We start from the raw sequence: 20,406 nt of genomic DNA, 5'->3' as shown, positions 1-20,406 counted from the left end.
ACATCATACCATATGATGCTGCGCCGCATCCGAGGTCGGCTTTGAGCCTTAAACTGACTACGCTGGACGTAATATGCTTTGCAGCCGCAGCATGGGCGTGCCTCTCGCTCCCCGGCCCTAAGCCGACCTTCACGCCTTGCGTAGCAAAGGTCAGCTTCGAGCCCACTTGGGCTGTCACTGCCTAGTGCGCCAAAGACCCATAAGCCCCTGCCGGCCAGCACATTGTGCTGGATCATGGCTAATCACCATTTCAAATAGATCCAGTAGCAGAACATTGCCACAAGCACCAAAATGACCTGCAATACCATTGCACGGATTAGGAATTTAGAACGCTTTAGGTCGGTATCGACATCGATCTTTTTCATGGGGAATCCTCTTATGAAGACCTGTCGCTTATTTTGCATTGCACAGGCGGCAACAACAGAAATAGCGGGTAACACCTATCACAAAACACTGAAGATGGCACTTCCGATTTCGACGATTGGCAACAACGTCCGCCAAGCCGACGTTGGCCTGCAAACCTCAGCGCCGTTTGGGTGGGCGACCGCAGCGAATGGCAGGAACGAGCCCTTAGTGACCGTGCCGAGCTCGAAGCTATTCCCAGTGGCAGCATATACTCACTCTTAGCATCTGAGGCTTGCGCCTATTCCTACAGGGTGTGCTAAGCTTAGCCGTGTCTACGAACTGAAGGAGTTCCTATGCCCATCCCGAAATCATTGCTGTTCACATTCGCAATCACCAGCGCTGGTTTAGCCGCCTGCACAGTACCTTCGATGCCCGAAGCACCTGATGGCGCGAGGTTTTTTGCGAAGAACTGTGTTTCCTGCCATGGAATGTCGGGCCGTGGCGACGGTCCTTCCTCGGCAGGGCTCGATCCAAAACCGACGGATCTCACGTTGTTGGCCCGTGAAAACGGAGGCTCTTTTCCCCGCGCCCGTGCATTGAGCTATATTTATGGTGACCCTGAACAAGGGCATCTCGCCCGGGTGATGCCTCAATTCGGAGGTGCTATGGCAAATGATACTGTGCCAATTGCGGTGGATGGTGTGATGACCCCGACGCCAAGAGTCTTGGCAGGACTTCTGGCGTATCTGGAAAGCGTACAGCGCTGATAAAAGAACCACTTTCAGCAAGGTTTTCTCGACCTGCGCGAAAAGCTTGCTGGCGAAATCTGACCTAACCCTGAAGCGACGCATGACCGGCGACATCGGCGGACCTCTCGGGATCCTTAGCAACGCCTGCAGCTGGCGCTGCAAGGCTCGTCACCTTTTATTCCGATCACCCCAGTCCGCCCTTTTTGGCAAACAATACCCTGCGCAATTGAGTTCTCTTTCGGTATGAGGATCGAGGTAGGAAGTACGGCTGCTGACTCCTATTTTAGAGCCATGCCGTTCCGAACAGGAGCAAACTGGTTAGCACGCCCAGGACGGGAATAATGATAGGCACATTGAAATGCTGCGGTACAGTGCCACCCCGCATCTTCAGCCTTATCAATGCAGAATTCACGAGAACGAAGACCAAGAGAACGATCTGCGACGTGCGTTCGGCCAGTGCTTCGATCGGCAATGCTAAGGTCAATAGCATGATGATGCACATCACCACGACCGTTGCAGAAACCGGAGTTTGGGTTCTTGGCCAGACCGTGGCCAAGGCAGCAATCAGGTGCCCGCGATCCGCCAGACCGTAGAGCACCCGCGACGCCATGATCATTTGGATTAAGACACCGTTGACGGTGGCAACAATTGCAACAATGGCAAAGCTCTGCTGGACACCTTTTGGGGCGGCCTCAAAAACGAGAGCAAGCGGGGCGGAAGATGACGCCAACCTGCTGAGCGGCACGGCTGTAAGTACCGCGGTTGTTGTCGCGAGATATAGCAAGGTTGCGATAGTCAGGGTCAGAACAATAGCCTTAGGCATGGTCGAAACGGGGTCTTTAACCTCTTCCGCAACGTTCGCCATATCCTCAAAGCCCACAAAAGCGAAAAACGCCAGTAGAGAGGCTGCGCCGATTCCTATCCAATGTGGTCCAACAAGGGGCGGCAGCATATCAACAAGATCGACCCCGAGAGGTTCAGAGATTCCGAAACCCCAAACAGCCACAAAAATTAGGCCGCCGATTTCGATCAGAGTGATAATCGCAGCGACAGTGACCGACTGAGTAATGCCCCACAACGCAATAAGCCCCATCAACACTACGACCACTACCGTCAGCACCCACTGTGGCGCTGCAAACAACCCCTGAAGGTATGACGCAGCCCCAATGGCGACAGCTGCTGCAGAAACCATCCCTGACAACGCAACTGCCAGACCCACCAAAGTCGCCATCGCCCCCGAGCGGAAGCCAGCTTCGACGTAAGCCGCTTCACCTGCACTAACGGGGTATCGGGTTGAGAGCTCTGCGTACGAAAAAGCGGTAAAAGCGACAACTACAGCAGCGATCAAGAAAGAAACTGTGGCGTAGGCACCGGCTTCCGCTGCTGTTGTTCCCACGAGTACATAGATGCCTGCCCCGACTGTGACGCCGAGCCCATAAAGGGTGAGCAAGGGGGTGGTCAGTGCCCGGCGCAACTTTTCTGTTTGGTTCCCGCTGTCGGAAAAGACGTCATGCGTTGTCACCGTAAAGAAATCCTCTCAAAGTTCGTTAAACTGGTCGTAGAATTGCCCACCTGCCCCGGATTAGATCCGGTCATTCGCCGCGCCGTCAACGAACTGGGAAAGTGCGGACGAAGCGGTCATAGGCGCATGAGACGCCCTCTACGCATGGAACAACGTTCCTACAAAAAACGCAATTGCGGCGGCCATCCCCCCAATCACCACAGTCTCGCCCGCAGATTGCCACCAGGGGCTGAGAGACCAGACGCTTTTCAGCGCGCCGATCGCGAAAAAGGTCATCATGGTCAGCGCGGCCGAGACAGAAAATGCGTTGCCCAGTCCGAGAATGAACGGGAATAACGGCACGATTCCGGCCGCCAGGAAGGCCAGAAAGGTGGTTACGGCGGATTTCACAGGATGTGGATCGACACCGCTTAGCCCGTATTCCCCTTCCATCATCAAGTCGATCCAGCTCTCGCGATCTTTCGTGATCGCATCGGTAGCCTGGTTCAGAACATCGCCCCTCAGGCCCTTTTGGGCCAAGATTTCTCGAACCTCAAGACGTTCGCCTTCGGGGTAGTTTTGTATTTGAAGCTCCTCGATTTTGCGGATGCGACGCATGTTGTCGAGTTCGGCTTTGGTGCCTGAATAATTGGCCGCCGCCATGGAAAACCCGTCGGCCAGGACGTTCGCTATTCCCAGCGCAATGATAATGAAAGGCGAGAGCCCGGCTCCAGCAACACCCGCGACGATGGCAAACGTCGTCACCGCTCCGTCAATTGCGCCGTAAACAGCGTCGCGCAGCACACCCCTACCCGGGGGGGCTCCGATTCGCTTTGCGATTTCTTGCTGGCTATGGCCGTGCTCAGACAATTCGAACCTCCTGAGAGATCAGTATAGGACCAAGGGGTCGCCCAGCTTTGATTCAAATCATAAGCCATGTCCGTTTCGGGATCTGGAGACGTCATACAAAGGGGCAGCGATTGTCCCCAAACATGGTTCGCGCGCCAGTCATTCCCAAAGCTGCCTTTCGGGGTCTATCTATTGTAGCGGCACTGCACTCGCCAAAGCTGACCTTGGGCCCAGTGCCATTGCTGCTAAACGACGGCGATGTTCGCAATATTTTCCGCGCCTATCAATCGGCATTTTTTTGCTTGGGAGGCTGTGTCTTGCCGGTAAATTAGCGCAAGTATCGTCTCACGAGCCCTCGGATCGCCGAAAGCGTGAGTATCTTTGCTTAGTTACCGGCTTTCTGTGGCTTCTGAGTTGGTTCGGCGGCGTTCTCACTTTCGGTTTCGGTATCAGAACCAGCAGATTCGCCTTCGGTGTTCTGGTTTTCCGCCTCCGCCGACGATGACGTGTCAGACGCGTTGCCCTCGATCAAGGACGTATCACCCGATGCGCCATCGGTCGCTGTGTCAGTCTTCTGATCGCTGCTCGATGTCGGGCTCTGCATCTCATCTTTCGATGATGTGCCGGAGGATCCGGCATTCTGACTACCCGCTTCTGACAGGTCTTCGGGCGGGAGGCCGCCAGATTCCTGCAACGAATCCACCAAGTCGGCGCTGTCGTTAATGTCGCTGTCGATCTCGGTTACGCCCTCATCTTCGGCGTCGGACGACATGTCGCCTCGTTCATTCTCTTCGGCGGGCTGCCCGGAGGAGTTTGAATTTGAAGTTTCCGCTTGGGAAGCGACCGGATCATCGCCGTTGCCAGTATTTTCCTGCGTGCCTTGCATCTCGCGCGTGGCGGTTGATTCGGCCTCCGAATGACTGTCTTCCGACCCGTTGCTGTTGTTGCCGCCCGCAGAAGACCCCTGACCGTTTTCCGCGGCTGAGATCCGCTCCTCAATCTCCAACAGCTTGTTGGAGCGTTCTTCTACATTGCTGGTAAGGTCCGTTACAATTTTCTGGATTTCGTTTCGCTGCTCTTGGGCGTCAGCGACATCGGTTTCCAGGGCGGTCTTCCGCTCGGTCATGCTGGCGAAACTATGCTCAAGCTCCGCTTGCCGGGCCTGCATGTCGTTCAGGCTGCTTTCCAGGGTTGCGACCTCGTCTCTCAAATTCGTTTCCTGCGCCCTCAGAGACTGGAGCTCGCTTTCGCCGGTGGAGACTTCTTCGGCGAGCCGCGCGTTGTCCTCACTAAGTGTTGCGAGGCTTTCCTGAACTTCGGCCTCACGCGCCCGAGCTTCTTCGACCCGGGTATTTATGTCGGTCAACTCCTGCGTCTGGGAGACAATTTGACTTTGGATGTCTGCCTTGCGGGTTTCAAAGCTGGTCATTTCTTCACGCATCGACGAGATCTGCTGCTCCAGCTCATTGTTTTGCTGCTGCTTCTGCGCCACCGTTTCGTCAATGGAGGTCTGCTGTACGATCAATTCGTCAAGCTTCGGCTGCAAGGTGTCGATGTCCGACTGGATGCCGTCGCGCTGCTCCTGCAGGGACTGGGTCTCCGTTTCCAGCGATGCGAGCTCCGCCTGCAATTCCTCGACGCTTCCGGCTGCTTCCTGCTGCGTGCTGATAGCGCTTTGCAAGCGCGAGATAGTGCGGTCGGTCTGCTTCTGAAGTTCTGCAGTGTCGGTGAATGCATATAAGGCAGCCCCCCACCCAACGACTGCCGCCGCCGCGATCCCGATTGTCTTTACATCCCAAGTTGAGCTTTTGTTCTCCGCCATGAGAAACTCCCCCTCCGGCCGAGCCGATCTCTGAAAAACTGTATAGGGCTGGAACGCGTCAGGCGGGTGGAAGTTCCGAACCCCGGGGTGCGCCGGTCCCAGCCTCACGGGGGGGCATCGTCGGGGACTGGCATGAAACGCGTGCCCCCTGTCGATCACTCTGAAGCATTACGCGTGGCGGGAGGCTGCGCTCATTCGCAGAGTGAGTTCATGAATGTGCTGACGGGCTGCATGGTGGCTTTGTAGACCCAAGGCACAAGTTCGCTGCGCAGATCGTCACTGATGAGCATCGGCTCGAACCAGTCCTTCGCCGCGCCTGCACCCGAAAAATGTCGCGTCGCAACCCCGAGAGTCTGCTTTCTTCAGGTGGATCATTTTTGTTTGCGGCGCAGCGAAAGTCCGGTTTCCGCCCTTGATGTCGGTCGACGCGAACGGCCCATAACCGCCGTTTACCCGTCGCTCTGATGCTGCGGCGCAGCTTCACCAAACCAGCCATTCGTGTATCGCCAGTATTTCTATTTGCCGACAGTCGGCATGCGGTTTTAGACGGGCGCTAAAGAGCGCAGCGCGAGATTTTGCGCACTTCTCTCGATTGTCAGCTTATTGATTGAATATCTGTCGAGGCGAATTCATGACCATGGTGCCAGTTTGTCGAATAAATCAATCGATGTCCGCCGATTTTTTATCGAATTTGATATCACCTTTGTAAAGACGTCGTAATGTTGCGACCATATTTTCAAACGATTTATCCAGTGAGATATTCGTGATGTCTGTCGGAGAGATGTAGATGGATTTTCCTCTCGGTTCGCGCCTAAGAAATCCGTTCTCTACCAAATGCCCGATTTTTCGATGGAGTGTGCTGATGGGAAGTCCGAGAACTTCGGAAAGGGCGGAAATGTCATATAGTTTCCCCTGCAATTTTCCCTGAACTACAGTTCGTATAATCAGGCAATCAACCGGGTTGCCCCACATTCCGGTTTCCATTGCATAAAAACGATTGAGGCATTCAATGATCTGCGCCTGCACATCAGCCCTTGTAGTTGCGGCCTGTTGGTTGCCTTCATCCTCATGATTCATCATTTCATAGCGCTCCTCCTAAACGCCTGCCGCACGCTGAGTTTCCAGTTTGGAAAGGTTCGCGCTTGGCTGCAGGGGATCATCTAGTCACAGTTCTCCTCTGAGTTCAAACGTAACTGAAGGCGATACTACGTGCCTTTTGATTGAATTTCCGGACAAAGGAGGAGGGTTAACATGCAAAAACATATACTCGTCGTCGGCGGCGGCATTGGCGGTACAATGACGGCGAACAGCATCGTCAGTAAGATGTATCCAGAGATTTCGTCAGGAAAGGTCACGGTAACCTTACTGTCGGACAGCCCGTGGCACTACTATAAACCAGCTTTCATGTATGTTGCTTTCGACATGTTTTTTGAGGGCGAACTGCGCCGAAAACAACAGACTTTGCTGCGACCTGAGATCAACTTCCAAGTCGACAAGGTGATGTCCTTCGACTTTGCCGGTTCAAGTGTGAAAACCGCGAGCGGCAAGACCATTGGCTACGACTATATCGTGGTGTCTACCGGCTGTCTTCCTGCGCCAGAGCGGATCGAAGGGTTGAAAGAAGCGGGTGACTACTTTTACCAATATGATCCTGCGCGCCAACTTTCGGAGAAGTTACGCAAGCTGGAAAAAGGCCGTGTTTTCATCACCGTAAACTTCCCTGAAACGCCTAATGTTCCGCACCAATGTGGTATTGCGCCGATGGAAACCACGCTGATGCTTGACGAATATTTGCGCCGCAAGGGTGTGCGCGATCAGATCGAGATCGTCTACACTTATCCGACGGTTTCGCAACTTCTGCGCAACTGTCTGTTCCTTCAGGAAGAGGTCTGCAACGTTCTGCCCCCCATCTTTGAAGAACGCGGGATCAAATATGAACGTGGCTTTACTCTGGCCAAGGTGGATGCAGAGCGAAAGGTTGCCATATCCAAAGAAGGCGAGGAGCAGGACTTCGACATTCTCATGTCCACGCCGCCTATTCGCGCCGTTGACGCTGTCTTGGAAAGCGGGGTGTCTCAAGCACCCAACAACGAAGGGTGGTTGCCAACTGATCGTGAAACTCTGCAGCTGGAAGGATATCCCAACGCCTACATAATGGGGGATACGGTCGATCTTCCGATCTCAAAGGCGGGCGGGTCGTGCCATAATCAATCGCCGGTCATTGCGAATAACATTGCAGGAGACATCAGGCTGGGTCGAACCATTGCCGCCTATGACGGTAAGGTTCAGGCCATTGCCCAGATGGGCCTCGAGGCGGGCATGCCGCTTTGGTATGACTATGATGAAGACGTTCACCCGACCCCGCCAACAAAGGTCGGTGGTCTTATGCGCAAGGCCTTTAATCGCGGAATCTATTGGTCTGTAGCGCGCGGTATCGTCTAAAATCTCAAATTTTCAATAAGGAGGCTGTCATGGCAAATCCTACCAAAACCGGAGCGGATGCTCCGCTTCTCGAACGGCTCAACCAAGAGAGCGCATTTGCTGATGAAGCGACGGAAGCTGGGCTGATTGATCTTGCAAATAAAGTCGCGCCGCTAATTCAGGGGCGTCGGTTCCATAATGTCGTTGATCTACTCTCACTCGCGGCTGACGGTGTTGATATGGCCGATGACGCGATGATTCAAAAATTGATGTCTGGTTATGAGGATTTGGTTAGCAATGCCTGGATGCTCTCGAATGCCGCCCGTTATGCGACAAATAAGGCAGCTCGGAATCCAGTTCCTTCCCGCCTCGGGCTATTGCGCGCGGCCGGAGATGAAGATGTGCGCCGTGGCTTGCATTTCGCGATACAATTCCTCGCGGTGCTTGGACGCCAGATGGATCGCGGCGCAGAAGTAGACTGAGCATGCCACATGCTGACACGGCGCTGGCCAGACTTTATCAACCACGCATCCGGGAACATGCGGCCCGGGTGCGCAGGGACAAGCGGCTGGACAATCCGGATGTGACGGTAACTTGCCGTAGCCCAGTCTGCGGTAGCGCCATAACACTAGATTTGATTATACATGATGGCACCTTGACCAAAATAGGTTGGAAGGGCCGAGCTTGCACCCTTGGAATGGCTTCTCTGGGGATAGTTGTATGCGCTGCCATTGGACAATCAGAGGTGCAGATTGCAGAGGCCGGACGTAGGCTTGCAGAGCTATTGCGGGGCGAAGATGTTGATTTTCCTCAGGCTTGGATCGGACTAGCAGTGTTCTGTTCTGCGCGAGAATTTCCCACCCGATTTGGCTCCATAGAGCTTCCATTTGACGCCATCACACAAGGATTTTCTAAGGTTAGGTAGTTCGACTTGAACAACACCTAAGCTGTTGATAATGAATGATTAAGCCGTGATTTTGGTGGCCTTTGACTGCAGGGTTCTATAATATCCCATTGAAAACCCTGCAATTTGGTTTGGCCATGAAACACCGTGATCGCCCCCTTGAACAGGATGACTTGCTGCGTCCTCGTCTCGTTGATCTGATCGACATGCGTCATGAGCTGGTGAAGCTGGCCGCGCTGATCGATTGGGAGTTTTTCGAGCGAGAATGGGCCGGGTTCTTTCCCTCCGGGACGGGACGGCCGGCGACACCACCGCGTCTGGTGGCCGGGCTAATGTATCTTCAGCATCTGCATCGCCTGTCGGATGAAGCCGTTGTAGAGCGCTGGGTCGAGAACCCGTATTTCCAGCACTTTGCTGGCGAGGTCTTCTTTCAACATCAGCCGCCAATTCATCCCTCGTCGCTCAGCCGTTGGCGCGACCGGATCGGCGATGAAGGTGCCGAGTGGCTGCTGACGAAGACAATCGAGGCGGGGCGCTCAAGTGGCGTTGTGGACGATGACAGCCTGTCGCGCGTATCCATCGATACGACCGTCATGGAAAAGAACACCGCCTATCCTACCGATGCGCGGCTCTATGAGAAAGCCAGAGCCAAAATTGTGGCCCTGGCTCAGGAGGCCGGGGTCCAATTGCGCCAGACCTATGCGCGCAAGGCGCCGCTGCTGGCGGCGCAGGTCGGTCGCTATGCCCACGCGCGACAGTTCAAGCGCATGCGCAAGGCTTTGAGGACATTGAAGGGCTATACTGGACGGGTCATGCGCGACTTGCGGCGTCAGATTGATCTCATCCCGCCCGGCACCTTCCGAGAAACTGTCCTCGACACCCTGATTCTGGTCTCGCGCTTACTGCACCAGGCCCCCAGAGGCGGCGGTAAAATCTATGCCCTGCATGAACCCGCCGTCGATTGCATCTCCAAGGGCAAGGCCCGGGTCCGGTATGAATTTGGCACCAAGGTCAGCATCGCCACGACGATAAATGAAGGCTTTGTGGTCGGCATGCGCGCGTTGCCCGGGAACCCCTATGATGGCCACACGTTGGCAGAGGCCTTGGAGCAGGTAGAAATCTTGACCGAACAGCGTCCAACCATTGCCGTTGTCGACCGCGGCTATCGTGGCCACGGCGTGGAAACCACACGGGTTCTGATCTCCGGATCACGACGAGGGCTTACCCCGTCCCTGAAGGCGCTCCTCCGACGGCGCAGCGCCATCGAGCCCGAGATCGGACACATGAAAACAGACGGTCGCCTCGCAAGATGTCCCCTCAAAGGGACCCGCGGCGATGCGATCTTTGCCGTCCTCTGCGGCTGTGGCCACAATATCCGAAAGATCCTGAACCACCTCAGGTATCTTTTGGCCTATCTGCTCGCGGCAATCACCACCACACTTTCGGCAACTGTGATCATCAGGGGCGAAAACCAACGCTCACGCCCATCCGCCGCTGCCTGAAACGTCTTGTTCAACGTCGACTAGGTAGTTCGCACCTGATCGCAGCCAGAGGTTGTTTTCGCGGGCTAAGATAAACGGCAAGAACTTCTCGCGTCGCGTGTGCGTCATTTGAATATCGGTTTGTCGGCCTATCAACTTCGCTTGAACGCCCGCTCTTCATCACTCAGAAATATGGGGTGCGGTGGCAGCGAAAGTCTGCAATCCGCCCCTCCCTGCCTGGGTGATGTGAGCGGCCCAAAACCGACCGTGACCATGAGAGCGGACGCCGCATCGCAGCTTTCCCGAAGCTGCCATTGACGCAGACCGCAGCATTCTGGGCAGGCAGACGTCGCCTATGTGGGACTAAGAGGCTGTCCAGTTTGGTGATTGTTTGTCCGTTTCGGGCGACAAACGGAATTTTTAGATGAAAATGCGGGGAAATCTATCTGAAGCCTTCAGATGGAGCCGAGGTAGTATCCAATGGCTTCCGCCAATTCAGTTTCCTCGTAGCCAAAGTGAGAGCGTATGACCTCTTCCAACTTTCTGAATGTTATGGCGGCTTGAACGAAATTTTCGTCCTGCGGATCTTTCGCCAGAGCATCCGCAGCCCCACCGAGGCGGATGATCAGCTCGTGGACGACCTCGTGTTCTGCCTTCAGCTTGGCCACGACCTCGCGGAACTTGCCGCCGCCCGCTGCCTCGATCCGCGGGAACATGTCGGCACTTTCGATGTCGTGGTGAAACTTGAGAATTTGGCATTCGCGCCCGCAGAGAGATCCGAATGCGCGAAAGTTTTCGGCCATATCAAGCGATAGAACGATCCGCTTGAGGTTATCGGGAGGGCACTCCCCAGCTTCTATCCGGGACAGGACCGCACCGATCTGAGCGATTTCCATCAGGTAGTGACGGTGGATCGCAGCCAGTTGCCGCCCTTGACGGCGGTGTCCATCCGTTGCCTCCGGCACTGGCGGCGCTTTCGGTCGGGCGGCCTCGTCGAGGGTGAGGTCATCCAGTGATTGAGCGGAAAGGTCAGTCATGTTCGACAACAAAGCCCTTGCTCATGCTAAGTCAAGCACGGCTTCGGGCGTCAAGCAGCCCTGCGGCAACGCGGCGCGGCACGATGTAGCGTCGAGACAAGTTCGGCGCAGCGCTGGCATGTGTGGCGGAACGGCGTAAAACGCCATGTGCGCTGCCAATCTTCCAGCTATCCGTGCCTACCACCCGGCATGGAACAAGGGCGGGCCATTTCCAGCCGAGCGTCCCGCTCGCGAAACGCTTAACGCTATTCTTCGCCGTCGCCAGATAGGAACGCTTATTCCATACAGTGGTTGGCGTGATCCTCTACCACCAAGCGCTCGTCGGCCCGCAGCGGTTTGCACCAAGACATCAAAGCAATAGCGGTCTTCGTCCACCATGCGCGTTCCGCCCCGGAGCTGCCCTTCCAAACGCGCCAAATGTCTCACAATAGCTTCCTTGTTCTGCCTCGCTCCCGCGTCTCGCGCCTCCACGCAAAGGAACTATGCCAACAGTGACCAGTTATCATACCATAGGAGAGTATCGGCGCTGCCCGGGTCACATGCTGGTTCAACGACCGAATGGCATATTTTGGACACCGACGGTGCTACGAATTAAAATCCCTGAATACCACAGCGCGAAGGAGCCTCTCGCGCCAACCTTGTTATAGGAAACCATCCCATGTCCTACTGGCGTTTCGCTGCAATGATCGCGACCTCCACGATAGTAATGTTCGGCCTGATGTATCTGAATACCTATGCCTTTGAGCATGTATTCTTCAGCGAAACCCGAACCTATATGGCGCTCCTGATGGGGGCGGTCATGGCCGTAATCATGCTGAGCTTCATGCTTTCGATGTATGACAACAAGGCCATCAATATCGCGATCTACGTGGGGTCCATCGCCGTCTTCGCCGGGACGCTGTGGCTGGTGCGCAGCCAAGTTACCGTGGGCGACACGAGCTACATGCGCGCGATGATCCCGCACCATTCCATTGCCATCATGACCTCGGAACGCGCCGAACTGTCGGACCCGCGGGTGAAGAAGATGGCCGAGGGCATCATCGCGGCGCAGCGCAAAGAGATCGCCGAGATGCGCAGCCTGATCGCTGACATCGAAGAGAACGGGGATGCAACGGACCCGGAATTGGGCAACCCTGATGAACCAGCGAAAGTCGGGACGGTCGAAGAAGCGATGGCTTCCGCCGAGCTGGCCGGCATCGATCCCGCGGGGCTCAAGCCCGAAGATGTTGAGGGCCTTCTGGGAGGGCCCGCGGTCTGTGAGTTCCGCCGCACCAACGAGGGGGAACCGACCCTCATCATGGCCCAAGAAACGGGCGGCATTAAAATGTCTGGGACGTTGGTGAAACTGACAACTGAAGCACCGGTCGACGAAGCAGCCCTTGCCGACGGCGCACGCTATACGGCGGAGGGCATCGAGGTGTCGGTGGCCCCGATCGCGGGCGCGGACTGGAGCGATACCGAAAGTAACTTCCGCCGTTCGGAGGCGGAGATGAAGTTCCATCTCGATCGCGGTCTGACAGTCGCTTACCGCGGTTTCCTGGGTTGCCGCGCCGAAGGCTGAAGCACCGCTCACCTTTCAGGTATCAAAGGCGCGCGGGCATCCCGCGCGCCGCAATCATCTATATTCTTAGGCCGGGGTATAGCCCGCCTCTCGAACCGCTTCGCGCAGCGCCTCATCGCTTGCGGTCGTTTCAATGGTCACCCGGCGGGCGTCGATGTCGACCGTGACCTCTGCGTCTTGATCGAGCTCCTTGACTGCCGCGGTCACAAACGCCGCACTGCCGTCGTTCGACCGGAAGCTGCATCGCAGCGTCACCGAAGCGGCCACTTGCGCATCGCGCCGCATTTGGAATGATGGAGCTGTAAAAGCCCAAATGTGACGCTACTGCGTAGCGATACTGGAATTGTCCTATTGCCGCCCGGTAATGTCGATCTTGCCCTTAACTTTGGCGCCACTTTCCGTTGCCATCACCTTGGCCACAACATCAGCCTGAACCTGTGAGGTCGATGCAAGCTTTAGATCGTCGCACTTCAAACTACCGGTGTGGCTGCCTTCAACCGCGATCTTCGTTGCCGACATTGCCCCGTCAACCGAACCGCTCAGCTGAACGGCAATAATCTCAGCGCTGACATCCCCAACCACTCGACCGTTGATATCGACGCTTCCCTCACTTGATCTGATGTTGCCTTCAATCGTCAGATCTTCTTCAATAACTGAGCTCGGCACATTGAGACCCTTTGGCTGAGATATTGGCGACCATAGATTGAAAAGTGGGATTTGACCACCGTTGTCGAAGGTGGTCTCGAGTGAATCCAAGCGCAGGAAGTCACCGGGCACGTGTGTGGTGCAGCCTCGACCTATCACGGGGCTTGGTCGAGGACGGAGACGGCCCTTAGCGGACATTTGTCGGTATTTGATGCGCTACTCTGCAGCTTCCCCTAAGTGGACATTGGTCCGTACAATCTGTTACCTTTGCGTCGATGGGAAGAGAGCATGAAACGATAGTCCGCTGCCTAAAAGCTGGAGAAGTGCCAGGGGCGGTATTTAGTGTTCCAGTTCCGCGAGTTTCTCGAACGTTGCGGCTATCCGCGAAGCACATTGAAACGCCCATTTGAGTGACATGGGAAGCCAGCCGCAGAAACCCTTACCCCCCAATCCGAAGCGACAAGCAGCGCATGTGATAGGCGCGTTTCGGTTTCAGCTGTTGGAAACCGCCATCGCCTGGCTGAACCTCTCCGAAGCCGACAGCTTGCTGATCGAGATCTTCGAGGACTTTGACGTCGAAACAACCAGTGGCGGCACCGAGCTGACGCAGGTCAAGCACACCGCCAGCGATCGCACTCTTACGCTTGCGAGCAAAGACGCCCGTGACGCGCTTGAAAACTTCTGGGCCACAAGCCGAGAAGGCGAGGTCCCGGACGTGTCTTTGGTCATTCATACCAATATGGAGATTGGGAGGGAACACGGAGCAGACTTGCCGGGCGGGGTCACCGGGATCGCATATTGGCACGCGGTCAATTGCGGCGCAGACACTGCGCCCCTCAAAGCCCTTCTATTAAACACTCTGCCGGGCGGCAAACTCAAAGACTGGCTCGAGAGCAACCCAGATGAGGGAGCCTTGCGATCGAGACTTATTAACCGCGTGTCTTGGAGAACCAGCCAGCCCAGCGGAGCGGCGCAAAACGCAATGCTTGCAGAACTCATTGCCGGACGTCTCGCCGCTCTTGAACTCCCTGTTGGGATGGCACCAAGCACCGCGGCCGCGATCGTCGATCGTGTGTTCACTGTCGGCAGTGAAAACGACCCCGCACTTCGGCGGTTGACCGCAGCCGATCTGCACGGATTTTTGCACGAAGTCGCCCGCCCCGGCCAACCTGGCCATGAAACTGGCTGGGCACGCGCCAGTTGGACTGCCCCGGTAGAAGAGATCGATTTGCCCGATATTCTTGCCACGCGCACAGGTTTAGTTCAGGAATTTTTGGGGATTCTCGATGATACCCATGCCCTTTGGCTCCATGGTGCTAGCGGCACCGGCAAATCCACTCTGGCTTTGCAGATTGCGCAAGCTTCCGAGGTAAATTGGCTCGCGGTAGATTTTCGCGGCCCAACAAACCCTAGCGAAATGCTGCGGCGTTTGGATCGAGCGTATACGGATATCACACTTGGGGGCGACGTCCGCGGTATCATTCTTGACGATATGGACAGCGACACTGTTGCAAAACACACAGGCCGCTTGGGTCGTTTTGTAAATTGGATGCGCGAGCGCGGGGGATACGTTGTTGTCACTTCGACACGCGTGCTGAACCCCGCTTCTTTTCAAGCGGCCCGTTTTACCCCAAACGCGGCAAAGTGTGCCCCATACCTTTCTGTGGACGAGATTACCGAGTTTGTTGGGCAGACATACGCACCGTTGGATCAGGCCGAAGCCTGGGGTCTGACTATCCATATCGCCGCATCGGGCGGTCATCCGCAACTAACTGCGGCGAAAGTCGTGTCGCTTAACCATCGCCGCTGGCCAATAGACGCTTTGATCGAGGATATTTCAGGCACGCCTAGCGAAGCGATCGAGCTGAGCCGTGCCGAGGCGCGGCGCCGCTTGCTGGAGGATGCAACCGACCATGGCCGCGCCCTCTTGAAGCGACTCGGTTGCATAATGTTCAAGTTTGACCGTCCAACTGCGATCGCCATCGCGGCCCTCGCCCCCAGCATTGAAGAGCCATCTGCGAGCCTCGACTTGCTCACCGGTCCCTGGATCGAAAAAGTGCCCACGGCACCCGGCTATTTTCGTTTGTCTCCGCTGCTTTCCGGTTTGCAGGAGGATCTCGGACCGGAGACGATCAAAAGCGTCCAGACCGGATTTCTGATATCGACAATAAAACGCGGACCTATTCCATATGAGGCGCTCGATTCAGTATTCTGGACCGCCCTCGGGTCCAAACAAGGCTGGTTCATCACAAAGTTCTTTGAGAAATCGCTCTCTTTCGATAACGAAACTCACAAGGCAGTCGCAGCAAAGCTAAGCGGCTTAGTTTACCTGAGAACCGATCAGATGCTGCTGCCAGAGGATCCGAGCACGTCTCATTTCCTACGCATGCTGCAGATCGATGTCGCTGCCCTCAATGGTGAAAAGACCTTGTTCGAACCCATTGCACTTGCCGCCATGCGCGAGGCCATGGCGGTCGGAAATGAAGAGCTTAGGAACGCGCTGACAAGCATGGCGCTGCTCAAGATCCTGTTGGCTCAGGGCGCGCGCCTGGATTGGGGCCTGCGCTTGTCCTACATCGCCTATTTTGAAGCTCTGGCAAAGATGGAACCCGACCTAGTTCAAAGCAGTCAAAGTTCTGCGGTTCAACTTATGCAAGAGGAGTTCGGCGAGACCGCCGACGTCAGCGGTTTCATGCTTCAGATCGGAGCTTCCGCCAATGAAAATCCGGCCGAACTAAAGGCTTTCTTTCTTGCACTAGAGCGTTTGGAACCCGACGCGCGGACGAGGCGCCTTTCCCAGCTCAGAACCTTCTTCAAGGGATATAGCCTGCATATTCAATCGGCCTGGGCGAACGCCTGGTCGACCGGCAAGCTTGATGTGGCCTCCTCAATCGACGACTACGAGACAATAGCTAGCATGGCAGAGAACTGGGGGGAGACCGATCTCATCGCCGAATGCACTATCGCTCAATCTGTGCTCTGGGATGAGTTCCAGAACGATCGACCAAAGGCGCTGGAGATCGTCGAGACGGGCATTGAAGCTTTGCCCGATCATCCAGGACTGCTCCGGCAAAAGGCCAAAGTTCTGGGTCATGATCATCAATATGAAGAGGCACGCGCAATACTAGAGAGCATTCGCGCGCACACCGATCAAAGCTCTGATATTGAGCGCATGTACGCATTAAAAGAACAGGCTGTCGCCTCCGCTAATCTTGGTGACTTGGGGGCTGCGCGGACGGCCTTTCTGGAGGCTGCCTCCGCTGCCGAAGCGGTTCAGTCTGAGGTAACATCTGCGCGCGCCCACAAAGTGGCGCTCCGTGCGGAAGCGGCCATGTGTCTCTGGCGGAGCGGCGATGTTGAAACAGCATTGCGCGAACTCGCGCCGCTGATCAATATGCTGGACGATATCGATCCGGAGAGCGATGACGCGGCGCGAGCTCTTCACCTAAAGTTGCGCTGGCTGGTCGGCTGGCTACATGAGACGACCGGCGGCCCAACCGGTCTGGAACGCGAGCTTCACTACGGCGCGCTCGCCGCTCTCGATGCCGACTATCCGGAAGAAAAAGAGCGCCCGAGTGGGCGCCTTGAAGACATTAAATTGCTATTGATTATCGTGGGCCTCCGTCAAAACCTGCATGATCTGTTTCCAGATCTTAGCTGGTCCAAGACCACTTTGGCCTTTCACATCTTATTGGGCGCCGCCGAGTTTGATCTTGCCGTTAAAGAAGGCACACCCGACCAAATCGCGCATGCCTTGCTCCAGCTCGCTGCCGCGTTTGATGTTGCTCAAAAAGAGAGGGCGGGAACTCCAATCTCTCAAATCGAAAAGATCAAACAATTGCACTTCCGTGATCTCGAGGATCCCGGCGTTAAAGCAGTGTTCGTTCACTCATCGGCACTTGCCGCATACTTTGGCGCACGGGATCGGGCAGACAAAACTACCTTTTGTGAAGCCCTATTGGTAGAGCTTCAAAAGCGGCTTAAAGCGACCACACCTGAGCTAGACCTATGGAGAGAGATTCTGGTTGGCACGTCGACTGCAGACTCCGCGGACTATGCCACGCAGATTTTCAGCTACGCGCTAGCTCCAGATGACGAAGTGCTGCACCCTTCCAATATCATCAATCGGCAACTCTCCCTTCTTCAGTGCGCGGCGGCTTGCGGTTGCGGTGCGCGCATGATCAAACAACTCCATATCCTGTTCGCTGATGAATGGGCTTTTATCGTTGAGCATCAGCGCTTTTTGTTATCCCAACCAAGTTTACATGTGCCCGCGCTCGAAGCCGCTATCAACTGGGCAAGGAAGGAAGAAGTTGGTGCGCTTGCCAACCTACTTCAATCCGGAGCAAGGGCGCTTGGCAGCCGGCTGCCAAAAGACTGGCTTGATTTGGCCGAAAAGCTCGGAGGAAGGGCAAGGGACTAGGCCGAGAAAACTACGCTTCTAGGCATATTGCTTGCAGCTTTCATGTAGTTTTTTCTATCCTGGAGGTCTGCTTTTCGTTCGGCCGACTAAACCGCTCGCAGTTGCAGCGAACTTCCGCTTCCCGCCGGCTTTGACGGTAAAAGCTGTGGTCGCTGGCAATCACTAAGCATTGATTTGGTAAGCGTGATCTGGTTTTGGCGTATTATACAAAGGCAAGTATTTCTGAAATCGAGCTCCCGCAACCATCGTCACTTGCCGAACGCCCGTAGCCTTGCTGCGGGTGTTGGCGTTTGTAGCCATCCCATTCTCACAGAACGACAAAATCCCGGCCAGTTCTCCCTGGAGCGCGACCCGATGCCCGTTGGGCGCATCGGGGTCCGGTGTGAGGATGATCTTGTCGATCAAGCTGCGCAGCAGGTCCCCGGCTTCGGTCTTGAGCGCCGGATCGTTGAGGCTGGATACCAGATCCTCGACCTTCCTGCGAAACTGATCGGCAAGACCAGGGTGCAGCAGAACCGTGTCCTCTTCAGGGTGGGCTGCGATGGTGGCTTCCAGTTCAGCCTTGCGGGCTTCGAGCGCATCCATTTTCTCCTTCATGCTCGCCTGAAACATGCCCTGCGCAATCGCTTCAACGATATTGTCGATCTCACGCATAATCTGGGCGAGGTCCTGTTCGGCTTGGTCGCGGGCCGCTTGGGCGGCGCACCGTTGTTTCCGGCTTTAGGCCTGATAGGTCCCCACAAAGGTCGAGGTCATCTCGGGCGTCATCAGGCGCTCGCGTAGACCGCACAAGACTGGGGGGTGTTGCGGCTCTTAAAATCGGGCAAACGGCTGATTTACTTGGACGAGTCCTGCGAGGTCTCCTGGAAATTGTGATTTGCGTAGATGAGGTCTCTGATGGCTGTCCCTGCTTCAACCACCCGCACGTACATGGCCGCAGGGATCGCCTTCGGGCAAGCGATCCGCCTGGTCGCGCGCGCGGCTCAAAATGGCGACTCCCTCTGGGGCTCAACGCAGACGGAACGCTTTTCGGCTTGATACCTTCGATCCTCCGTCCTCTTGTTGCCTATTTGTCCGGCACTTCCCCGAGACCTGCTTAAATTTTAGACAAAAGACACGTTTCTGCCCCCTCGGGGCGAGGGCCCTGACTTTACGCCGCGCTGCAGAGATTTCTACGCTGCAAGTGCAACAAACAGGTGCGACAATCCGAAAGGCAGACATGTGACACATACGACAGAAGCGTTTGAATCAATTGGGCTTCGCGGGGCGCACAGCGCTCTGCGTAGGCCTTTAAACCGGACGGCCATCGGTGGGACCCTTGCCAGCGCAATGGTCGCCTTGCCCCAGACAGGGATGGCGCAGGGGGCCGATACGACACCGCTCACCGAGGATATCGGCTTCATCTTTACGACCTTCATGTTTCTTGTTTCCGGTTTTCTGGTCTTCTTCATGGCGGCCGGGTTTGCCATGCTGGAAGCAGGGCTGGTGCGCGGCAAGAACGTGGCGATGCAGCTTACCAAGAACGTGGCGCTCTTCTCGCTCGCGTCGCTGTTCTACTACGTTCTGGGCTACAACCTGATGTATCCCGGGGATGCCTGGACGGTCTCGAATTATCTTGGTGCCTTTGCGATCACCGGGTTGGAGCCGGTGGCCCTTGAGGGCGCGCAGCCCGACCTGAGCTATGCATCCCTCGGCTCGGACTTCTTCTTCCAACTGATGTTCTGCGCTGCCACGGCTTCTATCGTGTCTGGCGCGCTGGCCGAGCGGATCAGGTTGTGGCCTTTCTTGGTGTTCGTCGTGTTGCTGACCGCGGTGATCTACCCCATTCAGGCGAGCTGGAAATGGGGCGGCGGGTTTCTGGATGCCATGGGCTTTCAGGATTTCGCGGGCTCGACCGTCGTGCATTCCGTGGGCGGCTGGGCTGCGCTGACGGGGGCGATCATCCTTGGGCCTCGGCTGGGTAAATACAGAAATGGCAGGGTCACCCCGTTCCCGGGCTCCAATTTGGCGCTGGCCACGCTGGGGACGTTCATTCTCTGGCTGGGGTGGTTCGGCTTCAACGGCGGCTCGCAACTGTATATGGATACCGCAGGCAACGTGGCCGACATCAGCCGGATTTTCTCGAACACCAATATCGCCGCGGCAGCCGGAGTGGTGGTCACGCTCGGCCTCACACAGGTGCTATACGGGAAGCCCGATCTGACCATGATCCTGAACGGCGCGCTTGCGGGGCTGGTGTCCATCACCGCCGAGCCGTTGACCCCCACACTGGTTGAAGCGACGTTCATCGGCGGTCTTGGCGGTGCGATCGTGGTCTTTGCCGTGCCGCTCCTCGACCGGCTGAAGATCGACGACGTTGTCGGTGCCATTCCGGTGCACCTCTTGGCCGGTATCTGGGGAACGATGGCTGTGGCCATCACCAACGAGGCCGCGACTGTCACCACCCAATTCTACGGTATCATGATCGCGGGTGCCTTCGTGTGCAGCACATCGGCGCTGGGATGGATGGCGCTGAAGCGGACCGTCGGTTTGCGGGTCGATGAGGAGACAGAGATCACCGGCCTCGATATGGCTGAGTTGGGGATGGAAGCCTATCCGGAGTTCAATCCGGGGTAACGATCGGCACCCTCCGTGTAGCAGCAGCCTCCGGCGCCTGCCGTCGGGGGCG

At 56.2% G+C, this 20,406-nt stretch carries 17 protein-coding genes; 7 read left to right on the top strand and 10 right to left on the bottom strand.

The window, feature by feature from the left end; genetic code table 11:
• Positions 1-242: 242 nt before the first annotated feature.
• Positions 243-365, bottom strand: a complete 123-nt coding sequence (locus tag DC363_RS17250; protein ID WP_277871167.1) for a hypothetical protein — start codon at positions 363-365, stop codon at positions 243-245.
• Between the two features lie 333 nt (positions 366-698).
• Here DC363_RS17250 and DC363_RS06330 point away from each other — a divergent pair, with 333 nt between their 5' ends.
• Entirely contained in the window at positions 699-1,112 is a 414-nt protein-coding gene (locus DC363_RS06330) for a cytochrome c (RefSeq protein ID WP_241962936.1), read from the top strand.
• 265 nt (positions 1,113-1,377) lie between these two features.
• On the opposite strand, the gene DC363_RS06325 is transcribed toward DC363_RS06330, so the two are convergent.
• The 4 genes from DC363_RS06325 to DC363_RS06310 form a co-directional block, all read right to left on the bottom strand.
• Positions 1,378-2,616, bottom strand: a complete 1,239-nt coding sequence (locus tag DC363_RS06325) for an APC family permease (protein ID WP_108640276.1) — start codon at positions 2,614-2,616, stop codon at positions 1,378-1,380.
• Positions 2,617-2,754: 138 nt separating this feature from the next.
• Entirely contained in the window at positions 2,755-3,465 is a 711-nt protein-coding gene (locus tag DC363_RS06320) for a VIT1/CCC1 transporter family protein (RefSeq protein WP_108640275.1), read from the bottom strand.
• A gap of 364 nt (positions 3,466-3,829) precedes the next feature.
• A complete protein-coding gene (locus DC363_RS06315) occupies positions 3,830-5,266 on the bottom strand; it encodes a hypothetical protein (protein WP_108640274.1) in 1,437 nt (478 codons plus the stop codon).
• 660 nt (positions 5,267-5,926) lie between these two features.
• Entirely contained in the window at positions 5,927-6,346 is a 420-nt protein-coding gene (locus DC363_RS06310; protein WP_241962935.1) for a helix-turn-helix domain-containing protein, read from the bottom strand.
• Positions 6,347-6,517: 171 nt separating this feature from the next.
• Between DC363_RS06310 and DC363_RS06305 the strand changes: the two genes are divergently transcribed.
• The 3 genes from DC363_RS06305 (at position 6,518) to DC363_RS06290 (ending at position 10,093) form a co-directional block, all read left to right on the top strand.
• Entirely contained in the window at positions 6,518-7,708 is a 1,191-nt protein-coding gene (locus DC363_RS06305; RefSeq protein ID WP_108640273.1) for an NAD(P)/FAD-dependent oxidoreductase, read from the top strand.
• Positions 7,709-7,737: 29 nt separating this feature from the next.
• Positions 7,738-8,169, top strand: a complete 432-nt coding sequence (locus DC363_RS06300) for a DUF1641 domain-containing protein (protein ID WP_108640272.1) — start codon at positions 7,738-7,740, stop codon at positions 8,167-8,169.
• Between the two features lie 559 nt (positions 8,170-8,728).
• Positions 8,729-10,093 carry an IS5 family transposase gene (locus tag DC363_RS06290; RefSeq protein WP_108640329.1) on the top strand — a complete coding sequence of 455 codons (1,365 nt, stop codon included), beginning with the start codon at positions 8,729-8,731 and terminating at the stop codon, positions 10,091-10,093.
• 434 nt (positions 10,094-10,527) lie between these two features.
• Here the strand turns inward: DC363_RS06290 and DC363_RS06285 are convergent, their stop codons facing one another.
• Together DC363_RS06285 and DC363_RS17325 are read right to left on the bottom strand one after the other, a co-directional pair.
• Positions 10,528-11,109 carry a hemerythrin domain-containing protein gene (locus DC363_RS06285; RefSeq protein WP_108693757.1) on the bottom strand — a complete coding sequence of 194 codons (582 nt, stop codon included), beginning with the start codon at positions 11,107-11,109 and terminating at the stop codon, positions 10,528-10,530.
• Positions 11,110-11,286: 177 nt separating this feature from the next.
• Positions 11,287-11,487, bottom strand: coding sequence for a metal-sensing transcriptional repressor (locus tag DC363_RS17325; protein WP_422396402.1), 201 nt, complete (start codon positions 11,485-11,487; stop codon positions 11,287-11,289).
• A gap of 280 nt (positions 11,488-11,767) precedes the next feature.
• Between DC363_RS17325 and DC363_RS06275 the strand changes: the two genes are divergently transcribed.
• Positions 11,768-12,670, top strand: coding sequence for a DUF305 domain-containing protein (locus DC363_RS06275; protein ID WP_108640269.1), 903 nt, complete (start codon positions 11,768-11,770; stop codon positions 12,668-12,670).
• A gap of 66 nt (positions 12,671-12,736) precedes the next feature.
• On the opposite strand, the gene DC363_RS17245 is transcribed toward DC363_RS06275, so the two are convergent.
• The gene (locus DC363_RS17245) at positions 12,737-12,955 is read right to left on the bottom strand and encodes a heavy-metal-associated domain-containing protein (RefSeq protein ID WP_108640268.1); all 219 of its coding nucleotides are present in this window, start codon (positions 12,953-12,955) and stop codon (positions 12,737-12,739) included.
• Between the two features lie 63 nt (positions 12,956-13,018).
• Positions 13,019-13,447, bottom strand: a complete 429-nt coding sequence (locus DC363_RS06265; protein WP_241962934.1) for a bactofilin family protein — start codon at positions 13,445-13,447, stop codon at positions 13,019-13,021.
• A gap of 367 nt (positions 13,448-13,814) precedes the next feature.
• On the opposite strand from DC363_RS06265, the gene DC363_RS06260 reads away from it, so the two are divergent.
• Positions 13,815-17,738, top strand: a complete 3,924-nt coding sequence (locus DC363_RS06260; protein ID WP_146180750.1) for a tetratricopeptide repeat protein — start codon at positions 13,815-13,817, stop codon at positions 17,736-17,738.
• 162 nt (positions 17,739-17,900) lie between these two features.
• On the opposite strand, the gene DC363_RS06255 is transcribed toward DC363_RS06260, so the two are convergent.
• Positions 17,901-18,392: a DNA resolvase gene (locus DC363_RS06255; RefSeq protein ID WP_108640265.1), complete on the bottom strand. Its 492-nt coding sequence runs from the start codon at positions 18,390-18,392 to the stop codon at positions 17,901-17,903.
• A gap of 675 nt (positions 18,393-19,067) precedes the next feature.
• Between DC363_RS06255 and DC363_RS06250 the strand changes: the two genes are divergently transcribed.
• A complete protein-coding gene (locus DC363_RS06250) occupies positions 19,068-20,354 on the top strand; it encodes an ammonium transporter (protein ID WP_108640264.1) in 1,287 nt (428 codons plus the stop codon).
• Positions 20,355-20,406 lie beyond the last annotated feature (52 nt).

Origin of the sequence: Thalassorhabdomicrobium marinisediminis (assembly GCF_003072065.1) — a bacterium.
In the GTDB taxonomy this organism is placed as follows: Bacteria; Pseudomonadota; Alphaproteobacteria; order Rhodobacterales; family Rhodobacteraceae; genus Octadecabacter; species Octadecabacter marinisediminis.
Note: the sequence above shows the minus strand (reverse complement) of the source record. Positions and strands in the feature narration are given on the sequence as shown.